General features: G+C 39.8%; 15 protein-coding genes. 7 read left to right on the top strand and 8 right to left on the bottom strand.

Translation table 11 applies throughout. The features are described 5' to 3' along the window. The first annotated feature begins 12 nt into the window (after positions 1-12). The 4 genes from KCTC52924_RS10805 to KCTC52924_RS10790 all read left to right on the top strand — a co-directional run bounded on the left by KCTC52924_RS10805 (position 13) and on the right by KCTC52924_RS10790 (position 3,299). Positions 13-1,191 carry a gliding motility-associated C-terminal domain-containing protein gene (locus tag KCTC52924_RS10805; protein ID WP_251808235.1) on the top strand — a complete coding sequence of 393 codons (1,179 nt, stop codon included), beginning with the start codon at positions 13-15 and terminating at the stop codon, positions 1,189-1,191. A 231-nt stretch (positions 1,192-1,422) separates the two neighbouring features. Next, entirely contained in the window at positions 1,423-2,157 is a 735-nt protein-coding gene (locus KCTC52924_RS10800) for a M15 family metallopeptidase (protein WP_251808234.1), read from the top strand. 82 nt (positions 2,158-2,239) lie between these two features. Beyond that, a complete protein-coding gene (locus KCTC52924_RS10795; RefSeq protein WP_251808233.1) occupies positions 2,240-3,007 on the top strand; it encodes a M48 family metalloprotease in 768 nt (255 codons plus the stop codon). 124 nt (positions 3,008-3,131) lie between these two features. Beyond that, positions 3,132-3,299: a DUF6747 family protein gene (locus KCTC52924_RS10790; protein WP_353057502.1), complete on the top strand. Its 168-nt coding sequence runs from the start codon at positions 3,132-3,134 to the stop codon at positions 3,297-3,299. Positions 3,300-3,408: 109 nt separating this feature from the next. Here the strand turns inward: KCTC52924_RS10790 and KCTC52924_RS10785 are convergent, their stop codons facing one another. Then, positions 3,409-3,804 carry an ankyrin repeat domain-containing protein gene (locus tag KCTC52924_RS10785; protein ID WP_251808232.1) on the bottom strand — a complete coding sequence of 132 codons (396 nt, stop codon included), beginning with the start codon at positions 3,802-3,804 and terminating at the stop codon, positions 3,409-3,411. 227 nt (positions 3,805-4,031) lie between these two features. Between KCTC52924_RS10785 and gpmI the strand changes: the two genes are divergently transcribed. The 3 genes from gpmI (at position 4,032) to KCTC52924_RS10770 (ending at position 7,383) form a co-directional block, all read left to right on the top strand. Next, positions 4,032-5,549, top strand: coding sequence for a 2,3-bisphosphoglycerate-independent phosphoglycerate mutase (gene gpmI / locus KCTC52924_RS10780; protein ID WP_251808231.1), 1,518 nt, complete (start codon positions 4,032-4,034; stop codon positions 5,547-5,549). Positions 5,550-5,627: 78 nt separating this feature from the next. Continuing rightward, positions 5,628-6,446, top strand: a complete 819-nt coding sequence (map, locus tag KCTC52924_RS10775; RefSeq protein ID WP_251808230.1) for a type I methionyl aminopeptidase — start codon at positions 5,628-5,630, stop codon at positions 6,444-6,446. Between the two features lie 169 nt (positions 6,447-6,615). Next, positions 6,616-7,383 carry a class I SAM-dependent methyltransferase gene (locus KCTC52924_RS10770; protein ID WP_251808241.1) on the top strand — a complete coding sequence of 256 codons (768 nt, stop codon included), beginning with the start codon at positions 6,616-6,618 and terminating at the stop codon, positions 7,381-7,383. Here the strand turns inward: KCTC52924_RS10770 and KCTC52924_RS10765 are convergent, their stop codons facing one another. The 7 genes from KCTC52924_RS10765 to KCTC52924_RS10735 all read right to left on the bottom strand — a co-directional run bounded on the left by KCTC52924_RS10765 (position 7,384) and on the right by KCTC52924_RS10735 (position 13,607). After that, a complete protein-coding gene (locus KCTC52924_RS10765; RefSeq protein WP_251808229.1) occupies positions 7,384-8,415 on the bottom strand; it encodes an FAD:protein FMN transferase in 1,032 nt (343 codons plus the stop codon). Continuing rightward, the gene (locus KCTC52924_RS10760) at positions 8,393-8,752 is read right to left on the bottom strand and encodes a Na(+)-translocating NADH-quinone reductase subunit F (protein WP_251808228.1); all 360 of its coding nucleotides are present in this window, start codon (positions 8,750-8,752) and stop codon (positions 8,393-8,395) included. The genes KCTC52924_RS10765 and KCTC52924_RS10760 overlap by 23 nt, the downstream gene beginning before the upstream one ends. 105 nt (positions 8,753-8,857) lie before the next feature. After that, entirely contained in the window at positions 8,858-10,165 is a 1,308-nt protein-coding gene (gene nqrF / locus KCTC52924_RS10755) for an NADH:ubiquinone reductase (Na(+)-transporting) subunit F (RefSeq protein WP_251808227.1), read from the bottom strand. 2 nt (positions 10,166-10,167) lie between these two features. Then, positions 10,168-10,908 carry an NADH:ubiquinone reductase (Na(+)-transporting) subunit E gene (gene nqrE / locus KCTC52924_RS10750; RefSeq protein ID WP_251808226.1) on the bottom strand — a complete coding sequence of 247 codons (741 nt, stop codon included), beginning with the start codon at positions 10,906-10,908 and terminating at the stop codon, positions 10,168-10,170. A gap of 24 nt (positions 10,909-10,932) precedes the next feature. After that, positions 10,933-11,580 (bottom strand): NADH:ubiquinone reductase (Na(+)-transporting) subunit D, encoded by a 648-nt coding sequence (locus tag KCTC52924_RS10745; protein ID WP_251808225.1) that lies wholly within the window; start codon positions 11,578-11,580, stop codon positions 10,933-10,935. A gap of 3 nt (positions 11,581-11,583) precedes the next feature. Further along, positions 11,584-12,336 carry a Na(+)-translocating NADH-quinone reductase subunit C gene (locus tag KCTC52924_RS10740; RefSeq protein WP_251808224.1) on the bottom strand — a complete coding sequence of 251 codons (753 nt, stop codon included), beginning with the start codon at positions 12,334-12,336 and terminating at the stop codon, positions 11,584-11,586. Between the two features lie 2 nt (positions 12,337-12,338). Continuing rightward, positions 12,339-13,607 carry an NADH:ubiquinone reductase (Na(+)-transporting) subunit B gene (locus KCTC52924_RS10735; protein WP_251808223.1) on the bottom strand — a complete coding sequence of 423 codons (1,269 nt, stop codon included), beginning with the start codon at positions 13,605-13,607 and terminating at the stop codon, positions 12,339-12,341. Position 13,608: the final 1 nt, after the last annotated feature.

Here is a 13,608-nt window from a genome sequence, read left to right as displayed (position 1 = left end):
GTTCAATATAATATGAACACAGTAAGACACATAGTTAGTTTACTCATCTTTGCAGGCGCATGCCATGCACATTGTCAAAATGCAGTCCACAACTATGGTAACCTCCAGATTCATGAGACTGCTATGGTGGGTTTTCATATAGATGTTATTAACGACGGAACCTTTGATCAGAACTTAGGATTGGTAGGGTTCTATAATGAAAATAATCCTATTACGGTTTCCGGGGCCTTTGCCCCTGTTTTTTATGATACGGAAGTGGCCATAACCGATGGCCTCTACCTACAGACGGCTGTGGGAGTGAACAACAATCTCAATTTTATCCTAGGGAATATGTATACCCCAAAAAATAGAAGTGATATTGCAGTTCGGTTTTCGGAGCAGGCCTTTTATGTGGGCGAAGGAAACAATACTAAAATTGACGGATACGCCTCCGCGATAAACAAGGCTACCTTTACCTTCCCTGTTGGGGATGATGACCGCCTACGGCCTTTGACCGTCACCTCGAGCGATATAATCTCCTTGTCCATATGTGCCTATTTTTATGAGAATCCGAATATTCCCTCCACAGTTACCCAAAAATTCGATACCGAAAAAAGGGACAAAAATGTTATGGGGGTCAGTACCAAGGAGTTTTGGAAATTGGAGGGAGACATGCCTGTAATGGCCTCTCTAAGCTGGGACGCATGGAGCGATATTAATGTATTAAGCGAACATCTAAGCGACCTAACCGTGGTAGGTTGGAGCAAAAAAGAAAAACAGTGGATAAATCTAGGGAATTCCGATTTTAAAGGGGAACTATCCAAGGGCTATATCAGTTCGGAAATCTTTATTCCTAACGATTATGAAGCCATCACCATTGGTGGCATAAATGATATGAACGAAACGCTGTCTACTGTGGAACTCGGCAATTATTATTTATCCCCGAACGGCGACGGAATAAATGACTACCTAGTTCTGGAAGGGATCAACAAATCTCCGAGAAACCTTTTACAAATCTTTAATCGATATGGTGTATTGGTCTATTATAAAGAAAATTATAACAATGAATTTGAAGGCCTTTCAAACCGGAAGATGGTTATCAATAGAAAATCGGGTCTAGATTCTGGAGTGTATTTTTATATCATCACCCTAAACGACCTTAAAATAAAACATCAAGGCTATCTGTACCTAGCACGGGCCAAGAAAAAATAAAAATTTTCTTGCCACTAATTATCCCCAAACCAATGCGCTCGGAGGTAATTTAGAGTAACCATTAACACACCGATGATCCACCTAGATCCCCATTTTGATAAAATTGGGTAACTTTACGCTATTAGCTGTAGTTGGCATCTAATTCTGCACTTGTAAGGCAATAAACATGACTTTGCATTGTTCTTAAGTTAGCTGGATTAACGAAATCTATCATGAAATTAATATCGCTCTATGCAACGAAGATCCTTTATTAAAAAAAGCGGTTATACCAGTTTGGCATTATCAATCTTGCCCGGTATTACCCTATCGCAAGACCCTGAATATAGCCTGGATGAATTGATGGGGAAAAAAGACATAGAACTGTTCGGGAAGGACATCAATCTAAAAAAGGCTGCGCATGACGCCTTCGTGGAAATGAAAAAAGCGGCTTATAGTGACGGCATCGATTTAAAAATTGTTTCCAGTTACAGGAGTTTCTATCGCCAAGATGCGATATGGGAACGCAAATACATACAAAACACTGAAAAAAGCGGCATGTCAAAATTGGCCGCTATAGAAAAGATCATAGAATACTCTACCATTCCAGGGACCAGCAGGCACCATTGGGGAACAGATGTAGACATTATTGATGGCTACCGAACAATTACCGGCAGTGTATTAGATCCCGACAAATTTGAAACAGGTGGACCATTTGAGCTTTTTAAGCAATGGATGGACGAAAATGCCAATACCTACGATTTTTATTTGGTGTATACCAATAACCCGAGGAGGAAGGGGTTTAAATACGAACCCTGGCATTACAGCTACGCTCCTATCTCCAAACCTATGTTAAAGGAATTTAGGAGAAAGAATATTTTTAAACAGATTATGCAGGAAGATATTATAGGCAAGGAAAACTTTACCGCTGGTTTTCTTAAGGGCTATATACAAAACAATATTTTAGATATTAATCCTGAATTATTGTAACCCATTTTTTTGTACATTGTTCTACTAACATTAGGTGGAGGTTGGGGAATTCTTCCCAGCAGAGTATATACATATTACTTCAATGAGAAGGGGCAATTGGAAAATCAGGATTTTTATTGGCTTGGCCATTGTGGCCTTTGCCTATGTACAACGCTGCACAAATAAGGAAGAAAATCCATATACTGGAAGGGTCCAGAATATCAATATGAGTACGGAGCAGGAAATTGCCATAGGCCTACAGAGCGCCCCGGAAATAGCACAGCAGTATGGCGGACTCTATCCTGATGAAAAACTTCAAGCCCTAGTAGACCAGATAGGCAACAAGTTGGTGAACAACAGCATTGCAAGAGAAACCCCTTACAACTATGAATTTCATTTATTGGCAGACACACAGACCATCAATGCCTTTGCACTTCCAGGCGGACAAGTGTTTGTAACCTATGCGCTCTTTTCCCAATTGAATGAGGCCCAATTGGCCGGGGTATTAGGACATGAGATCGGACATGTAATAGGCAGACATTCCGCTGAAAGAATAGCAGAGGGCAACTTCTGGAAAACAGTGTCCGTAGGGGCTACTGTAGGCGCGGATGCAGGTGATATAGTTGGCAGTATCGGACAGAACACCTTGTTGACAAATGGCAGGGAAGACGAATTGGAAAGCGATGATCTAGGCGTATTATTTATGCTTCGATCTGGTTATAACCCGCAGGAAATGATACGGGTAATGGAAATATTAAAGGCCGCCGCTGGACCAAACAGAGTACCCGAATTTCAAAGTACCCATCCCGACCCCGATAACAGAATCGAAAAAATTAAAGAGGCCATAAAGAAACACCAAAGTACCCCTTAACGTTAAAATAGCGTCTAAATCACTGAATTACAGGATATTTTAGTATCTTGCCATATCCCAATCTTTATACCTCAGCCAATTTAGCCCTTATAGCTTTGATTACTATTAATCTAAACAAGACTATATGGCAACACTATTACATTTTAAACACATTTACTTAGAAGCATTTGAAAATTGCAAACCGGAAATTGTCGTTTTTCTTTTAAAGATATATTCCGTTTTTTGTTTGGTAATGCTGTCTATGACACTTTATGCTTTTTTGTATAGGGTCTTTACTGGATTTGATTTTTAAAAAAAGTAAATCGGTCCTTCTCCTAGACCTGAACACTATGGTAGAAAACAATATTACAAACCTATCGAGTTTAGCTCGATAGGTTTTTGATTTTTAAATCAGGGGTCAACTATTTACTGAGGTAGGCATTGATCACTGCCAATGCCTCATTGGCATGGGAAAGTTCTGCATGCCTTTTTGGAGTGAAACCACTGTCACATCTTATGGTAAGATCTGCACCATTATCCAACAATAGCGATAAAATGTCAGCCTTATTGTAACGCGCGGCAAAAATTACTGGAGTTTTTCCCAAGGATTTTTCATTTACATCCTCCCCCAATTCTATTAATCGCTTTACAGTTTCGATATCCCCTTTTACAATTGCCTTGCAAAAAGAATTTAATACGCGAGCGTCTTTCATAAATAGGGCCTTTTCTGCCATATTATTGTCAATTAATTTTTCGGCACTAAAGCCAGAAGCCATGGATAAAAATCCAATGGCAACGATTAAAATTGTTTTTCTCATGATGAATAAGATTTAATTAATGAATTTTTGATTGTACTTAACAGACCCACTAATTCCTGTTTTGTTTCATGATTAGCTGTTAAATAACATAACTTTAACAGTATGGGCCTCCAGAGTTTTATTCTAATCATCCTTTAAATGGAATGAGAATTTTTTAAAATTCCTCTTGCAAATCTTAGCAATCCATAGGCAATAGTTTTATTTTTGACATCTACAACAATAACATTATGAACAAAAAAGTAATCCTCATGATTTTGGATGGCTGGGGAAAATCCCCTGACCCCAAAGTATCTGCAATAGAAAATGCCAATACTCCATTTATAGATTCCCTTTACACCCAATATGCCAATGCCAATTTATTGACTGACGGTATGAATGTAGGCTTGCCTGAAGGGCAGATGGGAAACAGTGAGGTAGGGCATATGAATTTAGGTGCCGGAAGAATTGTTTATCAGGATCTGGCAAAAATTAACCTTGCTATAGAACAGGACACTCTAAAGGACGAACCCACTTTAAAAGAGGCGCTATTACACGCCAAAACCAACAATAAACCAGTACATTTTTTAGGGTTGTTGAGCGATGGAGGTGTACATAGTCACACTTCCCATTTAAGGGGCCTTATAGATGCCTGCGAAAGCTACGATATTAAGAATAGCTTTATTCACGCATTTACTGACGGCAGGGACGTAGACCCTAAAAGCGGCATTGGATACTTAACTGATTTAAATGAATACTGCGCCGATAAAAATGCGAAATTAGCTAGTGTTATAGGGCGCTATTATGCCATGGACCGCGATAAAAGATGGGAGCGAGTAAAAATGGCTTACGATCTTTTAGTGAATGGGACAGGTACAAAGACACAGGACATAGAAGCATCCGTATTAAATAGTTATGAAGCAGGAATAACCGACGAATTCTTAAAACCCTTGTTGATTACCGATGAACATGAAGTTCCACTTTCTACCATAAAAAATGGAGACGTAGTCATATTTTTCAACTTTAGGACTGATCGAGGTCGGGAATTAACCCAAGTATTGAGTCAGGTAGACATGCACGAACACAATATGCACAAACTTGATCTTTACTATGTAACCATGACCAATTATGACGACTCCTATACCGGGGTAAAAGTAATATACGACAAGGACAACATTGAAGAGACTTTGGGAGAAACCTTGGCCAATGCCCATAAGACACAGATTCGTATCGCAGAAACCGAAAAATACCCACATGTTACCTTCTTTTTCAATGGCGGTAGGGAGATTCCTTTTGATGGCGAACGAAGAATTCTTTGTCCTTCGCCAAAAGTGGCCACCTACGATTTAAAACCGGAAATGAGCGCCTATGAAATACGGGACGCCATAATTCCAGAGTTGGAAAAGGGGGAGGTAGACTTTGTATGTCTAAATTTTGCTAATCCAGATATGGTAGGCCATACAGGAGACATGCAAGCGGCTATTAAGGCCTGTGAAACGGTGGATAGTTGTGCCAATTCGGTTATTTCAGCCGGACTAAAAAATGGGTACACCACTTTGGTAATTGCAGATCATGGAAATTGTGAAACCATGATGAACCCAGATGGCAGCCCCAATACCGCACATACTACCAACCCTGTTCCCTTAATTTTAGTGGACAAGGAATTAAAAAATATTAAGGATGGGGTACTGGGTGATATCGCACCTACCATCTTAACCCTATTAAATATACCCCAGCCAAAAGCCATGACAGGAAAAAGCTTGGTATAGATAGAAATTATTAGGGAAGTATAAAATCTAATAAGACGTATTCCCAGTTTTAAATGTATTGTTTTACCTTTGTAGACTATGATTATAACTAAAACACCAGAACAGATAGAATTAATGCGCGAAAGTGCATTAATCGTTAGCAAGACCTTAGGAATGCTGGCCAGCGAAGTGAAACCTGGAGTAACGACCTTGCAATTGGATAAATTGGCAGAAGCTTTTATTCGAGATCATGGGGGAGTACCAGGATTTCTTGGTTTATACGATTTTCCAAATTCACTGTGTATGAGTCCGAACGCACAGGTGGTTCATGGAATCCCGAACGATACTCCCTTACTAGAAGGGGATATTATATCGATCGATTGTGGAGTATTAAAAAATGATTTTTATGGAGATCATGCCTATACCTTTGCAGTGGGCGAAGTTTCCACGGAAGTGAAAAAACTATTGGAGGTAACGAAAGAATCACTTTATATAGGAATTAGAGAGTTTAAGGTCGGCAATCGTGTGGGCGATGTAGGATTTGCAATTCAAAAATTCACTGAAGACCACGGGTATGGTGTAGTACGGGAATTAGTTGGCCACGGTTTAGGTCGTAAAATGCACGAAGACCCAGAAATGCCCAATTATGGAAAACGCGGTAGGGGCAAGAAATTTATAGAGGGAATGGTGGTGGCCATAGAACCAATGACCAATTTGGGAACACGTCATATCAACCAATTAAATGACGGGTGGACCATATTGACCAAAGATGGTAAGCCAAGTGCCCATTTTGAGCACAATGTAGCCATTGTAAATGGCAAACCTGAAATACTATCTACCTTTGCCTATATATATGAAGCCTTAGGCATTACCAGTGATGAAGAGAATGAATTCCGGCAAAAGGAATTGGTACTATAACAAACACTAACCTCCCTTTTAATTAAAAAGGGGGGTTTTTAATTTTAAAACAGTTTATTGCGGATCATGCAAATCCGTTTACAGCTAATTAACGTATACCCTATATATCGGTGCACAACACAAATGCTCCACACCTTTTTATTAGCGCATCCAAATAGCAGTTATGGCATTGAAAAATATATTTAAACTAGTTCTTAACACCATCCCAAGGCCACTGCTTATAAAATTGAGCTATGTTGCCAGGCCTATATTAGCATTTACTATGCGAGGTGATCGTTACACTGACCCTATAGATGGTAAAACGTTTAAACAATTCCTTCCTTATGGTTATGAGCGTCCTCGGGAAAATGTACTGTCCCCCTCTACCTTATCTTTAGAGCGACATAGATTGTTGTGGTTATACCTACAAAACGAGACAAATTTCTTTAAAAAGCGACTTAAAGTTTTACATTTCGCTCCAGAACAAGCATTTTATAAACGCTTCGGGGCACTGGAAAATTTGGATTACACTACTACCGATTTAAATTCTCCCTTGGCCGACGTTACCGCGGACATTTGCGAGCTACCCTTCCAAGACAATACCTACGATGTAATATTCTGTAATCATGTGTTAGAGCATATCCCAGATGACACCAAAGCCATGCAAGAGCTGTTCCGAATCCTGAAACCCGGGGGTTGGGGTGTTTTTCAGATTCCACAGGATTTAAACAGGCCCAATACTTTTGAGGACAATAGTATAACCGATAAAAAGGAAAGAGCAAAAATATTCGGTCAATACGACCACGTTCGTATTTATGGTAGGGACTATTTTGAAAAACTCCGGAAAATTGGATTTAAGGTTACGGAAGTGGATTACACCAATACAAAATTATCTCCTGAAGAAGTAGACCGGTATCGCTTAGCCCCTGGAGAACTAATTCCCTTGGTGTCCAAATAGCTATTGTAGCAATATCATTTTAAATCCATCCGTCATATATTCCATTACGTTACCGGCATCATCCAGATATATAATATACCCCTCCAAAATTAAATTTGAATTTAGGATTTCTTGAGAGTGCCCCAAGTCCATCGCCATGAAAGCGGTAGCATAGGCATCCGCAGTGGCACAGTCATTAGCCACCACTGTTACGGCAAGAATATTGGAAGTTTTGGTAAATCCGGTTAAGGGATCTATGGTATGTACATATTTGGCTCCTGTTTCTGGGTCTATCTTAAATTTCCTGTAGTTACCAGAAGACGCCATTGCATTATCTTTCAGGTTAACGGTCCGTTTTGAGGTCCTTTCCCCATCCATTTGCGGATCATCTATAGCTACTACCCACCGTTTTTCCTTGATCTTATTTTCACCTTTTGCCACAAGCTCTCCCCCTACTTCAATTAAGTAATCCCCAATTCCTTTAGCATCTAAGAAGACCCCAATTCGATCTACCGAGTATCCTTTGGCAATGGCATTAAAATCGAAATAGATATTGGGATCCGATTTTATTATTCTATTATCTGGGGTGATCTTTACTTTATTAAAACCAACATACTGCAAAAGACTATCCACGCGCCCTTTGTTCATCTCCAACTCCTTTCCGGGACCAAATCCCCATGCGTTGACCAAAATCCCCACAGTAGGGTCAAAATAGCCCTGAGTGGCATTGTATATCTCGTTAGATAACTGAAACACGTCCCTAAACATATGATCTACAACCACAGTAGAATCTCCTCGGTTTATTCTAGAGATATCGGAGTTAGGAATATAAGTGGACATAGACTGGTTAATGCCCTTAAAAATAGAATCTATCTCTGGTTGATAGTCTAATTCATTTTCCGACAAATAGATAATGCTATAGGAAGTACCTAACGCCTCACCTACATTGACATTCTTAATCCATTTGTCATTCTTTTCTCCACATCCGAAAACCAATGCGAAAAGCAAAAGGACTACTAATTGCGAGTAATTAAATCTTAACAAGTCCTTCATACTCCAATATATAATCTTCATTTAAATAAATAGGAAAGCTTCTATCCACTGCGTTATACAGCCCTACTCCTGCATAATAGGCTTCTGCTTCGTGTTTCTGCGCGTGATCTTTCATCTTTTGCATGAATTCCTCATCATACGCTTTAGGATCCAATGGATAGGGAACATTCCGCACTACAATAAAATGTAATTTCTTATCCTTTAAGCATACAAACTGTGGGTTCTTTTTAGGTTTGCTGTTGATCCCCATAAATTCGTAGCCTTGGGCCTCCAGTTCTTTCCCAACAATATTCATCGCTAGATTATGCAATTCCTGACTGGTTAATTCTTTGCTCATTCTTAAAATAGTAAAGTAAAAATATAATACAAAAAAAAATAGACCTGTCTTGTTTTGGAAACAGGACAGGTCTATTAAATAACTTAGATTAAAATCAACCTCGGTTTATCCACCAAAATCATCAAATCTAATATGCTCATCCGGGATACCAAAATCTTCACCCATTTTTTGTACCGCCTTGTTCATCAAAGGAGGTCCACAGAAATAAAGTTCAATATCTTCTGGAGATTCGTGATGATCTAGATAGTTTTCAATAACACAATTGTGTATAAATCCAACAAAACCGTCACCTGGCGCATCTATGTTTTCCTTTACTTTCCAGTTATCTTCTGGTAAAGGCTCAGAAAGTGCCAAGTAAAATTTAAAGTTCGGGAATTCTTTCTCTAAACTATAGAAATGGTCTAGATAGAACAACTCACGTTTAGACCTACCACCATACCAATAAGTAACCTTTCTGTTGGTTTTCAGGGTATTGAAGAGGTGATACAAATGCGAACGCATTGGGGCCATCCCGGCACCACCACCAACATATAACATCTCAGACTCCGACTCATTGATAAAGAATTCGCCGTAAGGTCCTGAAATAACACACTTATCGCCTTTCTTCAAATTAAAGATATAAGATGATGCAATTCCTGGGTTTACATCCATCCAACCGTTCTTAGCCCTATCCCATGGCGGGGTGGCAATACGAACGTTCAACATAATCTCTTTTCCTTCTGCAGGATAGGAGGCCATTGAATAGGCTCTTTCTACCGTTTCTGCGTTCTTCATCACTAAAGGCCACAGATTAAATTTATCCCATTCTGCCTGAAACTTATCTGGAGTGTCATGCTCTTCCGGATGCGCGGTAATATCCATCTCAGAAAATTTGATCTCACATTGAGGAATCTCAATCTGGATGTATCCTCCGGCCTTATAACCCATATCTTCCGGAATCTCTACTACAAATTCCTTAATAAACGAAGCCACGTTATAATTACGGACAACCACTGCATCCCATTTCTTAATTCCAAAGACCTCTTCAGGAATGGTAATCACCATATTCTGCTTTACCTTTACCTGACAAGACAAACGCATCCCCTCACTTAATTCCTTTCTAGAGAAATGTGGCGTTTCTGTAGGTAAGGCTTCCCCTCCTCCAGAAAGGACATGGCATTCACATTGAATACAGGTCCCACCTCCACCACAGGCCGAGGGTAGAAATATTTTCTGACTACTTAAAGTTGTCAATAAGGAATTTCCGGATCCCACTTCAATTTCTCTTTCTCCATTTATTGTAATGGTCACAGGTCCTGACGGGGAAAGTTTTTCTTTGGTGAACAGCAAAAGTGCCACCAACAATAACAACAGTATTAAAAACGCAATTACTGTTATCAGAATAGTTCCAAGTGTGCTTGTAGCTAATATCATCTCTAGTTGTTGTTTTTTATTGCGTTGTTAAAGGAAACGGTATTGTCTTTAGCCTCTTCCGAAATTTTATCTACATTCTCTTTTTGGACGGTAGTCTTTACCTCTTCTGCAGGAACTTCATCCCCACCGGTCAACATACCACCAAAGCTCATAAACCCAATAGCCATAAGACCTGTGATTATAAAGGTAATACCAAGCCCACGTAAAGGTGCCGGCACATTAGAATATCTAATTTTCTCTCTAATGGCAGCAATAGCCAAAATAGCAAGGAACCATCCTATTCCGGAACTTAGTCCATAATTAAAGGCCAATCCCAAGGTTTGGATATCCCTAGATTGCATAAACAAAGACCCTCCTAAGATGGCACAGTTCACTGCAATAAGGGGTAAAAATATCCCCAAAGAATTGTATAAGGCCGGGGAGAATTTCTCTACAACGATCTCTACCAATTGCACCATAGTCGCTATTGTAGCGATAAAGAGTATAAAGGAAAGAAATCCAAGGTTATAGTCTGCATACTCCGGTCCCAACCATGCCAATGCCCCATCCCTTAGGATGTACTGGTCCAATAACCAGTTTAAAGGAACCGTTACAGCCAAAACAAAGATTACTGCAGCTCCAAGACCTACCGCTGTTGCAACCCTTTTGGATACCGCAAGATAGGAACACATTCCCAAGAAGGTGGCAAATACCATATTATCTATAAATATGGATTTAAAAAATAACTCTACATGTTCTAACATAACATTCTATTATTTTGGTAACTACTAGTTTTCTTCTATTAAGGCTTTGTTTCTGGAACGTTGCACCCAAATAATGAGTCCAACCACAATCAACGCCATTGGTGACAACAACATAAATCCATTGTTCTCATACCCTATTGCATAAAGTCCGGTTTTGGTGATGGGATCCCCCAACACTTTATAGCCCAGCAAAGTCCCGGAGCCCAAAAGCTCTCTAAAGAATCCAATGATAATTAGAATAACGCCATATCCGGCGGCATTTCCAATTCCATCTAAGAAGGACCTCCAAGTTCCGTTAGCCAAAGCAAAAGCCTCAAAACGTCCCATGATTATACAGTTGGTAATGATAAGCCCCACGAAAACGGATAGGGTTTTACTCAGTTCGTAGGCAAACGCCTTTAACACCTGATCTACCATAATTACTAGGGCCGCCACAACGATTAATTGTACTATAATTCTAATCTTTGAGGGTATAATGTTACGCATAAGGGAAATAACAACGTTCCCCATTCCCATAACGAACAGTACCGAAATCGCCATCACAATCGAGGCCTTTAATTCGGCTGTAATTGCCAAGGCAGAACATATTCCCAAAACCTGAATAGTAATGGGGTTATTATCCGCTAGCGGATCTAATATTAGATTCGTATCTTTTTTTGAAAGTAGTGCCATAGTTTATTTTTTAGCTCTTATGGTTTCCAAGTAGGGTTTATATAGATTGACGGTTTGACGGATCATTGCCGAAACACCATCACCAGTAATAGTAGCACCGGCCAATGCATCAACAGCGTTATCGTCTTTCCTTTCATTGATTGGATCGTTGTTTCCTTTTGCAACGCTGATACCGACATACCTATTATTGTCTAGGATAGATTCTCCTGTAAAATCATCCATAAAATAACGTTGGTTGATGTTGGCGCCCAAACCTGGGGTCTCCCCCTTATGGTCAAAGAAAACTCCTTGAACTACCATATTATCATCTAAGGCCATAAAGCCCCAAACAGCATCCCAAAGACCTTTACCTCTCATTGGAATGATATAGTAGGTTTTCCCATCTTTCTCACCAACAAACAAAGGAAGTTTTCTCACATTTCCTGCCTTAGCTTCGGTTTCCTGCTTTTTAAGATCAATTAAATAAGCATTGTCATCCTTGGTGATCTTGTCGCCTTGAATAACCAATTGCTCCTTAATATATTTTTCAAATTCAGCGGCTACCTTATCGGTTGAGACAAAATTCACACTTCCTTCATCAACATTCTCATTAACCCCCATGGCATAGAGAATATTCTGCTGTTTCTCCAATCTTTGGTTTTCGCCAATCTTTTCACTTAACGATGATGCTATAAATGCCAAAAGCGACCCAACGATTACCACCATAATGGCAGCAAAAATAACCGTGTAACTATTCTTTTCTGTATTAATTGCCATGACTAAATTGTTTCTGCTTTTAATTCTTTTGCTTTACCTTCACTATCCGTAGGTAAAACCGTTGCGTTCTTAGCTCGCTTCAACCTTCTGTTTATATTTCCTTTAACCACATAATGATCAATTGTTGGCGCAAATACGTTCATCAACAAAATGGCTAAGAAAACGCCTTCTGGATATGCTGGGTTAAACACCCTAATCAAAACGGAGATAAATCCGATAAAAAATCCATAAATCCATTTCCCGCGATTGGTCTGCGACCCCGTTACCGGATCCGTGGCCATATACACAATACCGAAGGCCAATCCGCCGACGATTAAATGTTTCCAATATTCAAAACTCATCAATCCATAAAACGAACTGGTTTCCGTTATCCATCCTGCGGCCACGGTAGCGTTAAACATAATTCCCATAATTAAAGAACCTGCTACAGCACTGACCATAATCCTCCAACTGGCAATTTTACTGAATATCAGAAATAAACCACCTAATAGAATTAGCAAGGTAGAGGTCTCCCCTACCGAACCAGGTATAAAACCGAAAAACATATCCGAAACCGAGTATGATATTTCAGCCCCTTTCCCTTGGGCTAAAAATCCCAAAACTGTTTCTCCAGAAATAGCATCTGGACCACCAGCTCTTTCAACCGCTTGGTGCACCCAAACTTTATCACCACTCATCCATGTAGGATAGGCAAAGAACAAAAACGCTCTAATGGTAAGAGCCGGGTTTAGAATATTCATACCTGTACCACCAAATACCTCTTTTCCAATAACCACCCCAAAAACAACGGCTACTGCCAACATCCATAATGGAGTATCTATAGGAACAATCAACGGCACTAACATTCCTGTTACCAAGTACCCTTCTTCTACCTCATGTCCTTTTATAACGGCAAAAATGAATTCTACTGCGAGTCCAACCCCGTAAGAAATTATCACCAATGGCAGCACTGTCCAGGCTCCCATGATAAAATTCTCCCAAGTTATAAAGTTCCCGAACAGGGAAGCTTCCCTAATTACCCCATTTGCTGCATCTACAGCGGCATAATGCTGATAACCCGCGTTGAAGATTCCAAAGAACAATACGGGAACCAACGCCATAATCACCGTATTCATGGTCCGTTTTAAATCGTCCACCGCACGTATGTGCGAACCGGAATGGGTAGTTTCATTGGGCGAGTACAAAAAAGTATGTAACGCGTTAAACGCGGGGGCCATCTTTTTGCCCTTATACTTTTCCTTTAGTTTGTGTAAATTATTTTTTAAGCTCATC

It is taken from the genome of Arenibacter antarcticus, from assembly GCF_041320605.1.
Classification (GTDB): Bacteria; Bacteroidota; Bacteroidia; order Flavobacteriales; family Flavobacteriaceae; genus Arenibacter; species Arenibacter antarcticus.
The sequence above is the reverse complement of the archived record's forward strand: the minus strand, read 5'-3'. Positions and strand labels throughout refer to the sequence as shown.

Coding starts and splice junctions, on each gene's coding strand:
- KCTC52924_RS10805 (WP_251808235.1), top strand. CDS start 13: ATGAACACAGTAAGACACATAGTTAGTTTACTCATCTTTGCAGGCGCA.
- KCTC52924_RS10800 (WP_251808234.1), top strand. CDS start 1,423: ATGCAACGAAGATCCTTTATTAAAAAAAGCGGTTATACCAGTTTGGCA.
- KCTC52924_RS10795 (WP_251808233.1), top strand. CDS start 2,240: ATGAGAAGGGGCAATTGGAAAATCAGGATTTTTATTGGCTTGGCCATT.
- KCTC52924_RS10790 (WP_353057502.1), top strand. CDS start 3,132: ATGGCAACACTATTACATTTTAAACACATTTACTTAGAAGCATTTGAA.
- KCTC52924_RS10785 (WP_251808232.1), bottom strand. CDS start 3,804: ATGAGAAAAACAATTTTAATCGTTGCCATTGGATTTTTATCCATGGCT.
- gpmI (WP_251808231.1), top strand. CDS start 4,032: ATGAACAAAAAAGTAATCCTCATGATTTTGGATGGCTGGGGAAAATCC.
- map (WP_251808230.1), top strand. CDS start 5,628: ATGATTATAACTAAAACACCAGAACAGATAGAATTAATGCGCGAAAGT.
- KCTC52924_RS10765 (WP_251808229.1), bottom strand. CDS start 8,415: ATGAAGGACTTGTTAAGATTTAATTACTCGCAATTAGTAGTCCTTTTG.
- KCTC52924_RS10760 (WP_251808228.1), bottom strand. CDS start 8,752: ATGAGCAAAGAATTAACCAGTCAGGAATTGCATAATCTAGCGATGAAT.
- nqrF (WP_251808227.1), bottom strand. CDS start 10,165: ATGATATTAGCTACAAGCACACTTGGAACTATTCTGATAACAGTAATT.
- nqrE (WP_251808226.1), bottom strand. CDS start 10,908: ATGTTAGAACATGTAGAGTTATTTTTTAAATCCATATTTATAGATAAT.
- KCTC52924_RS10745 (WP_251808225.1), bottom strand. CDS start 11,580: ATGGCACTACTTTCAAAAAAAGATACGAATCTAATATTAGATCCGCTA.
- KCTC52924_RS10740 (WP_251808224.1), bottom strand. CDS start 12,336: ATGGCAATTAATACAGAAAAGAATAGTTACACGGTTATTTTTGCTGCC.
- KCTC52924_RS10735 (WP_251808223.1), bottom strand. CDS start 13,607: ATGAGCTTAAAAAATAATTTACACAAACTAAAGGAAAAGTATAAGGGC.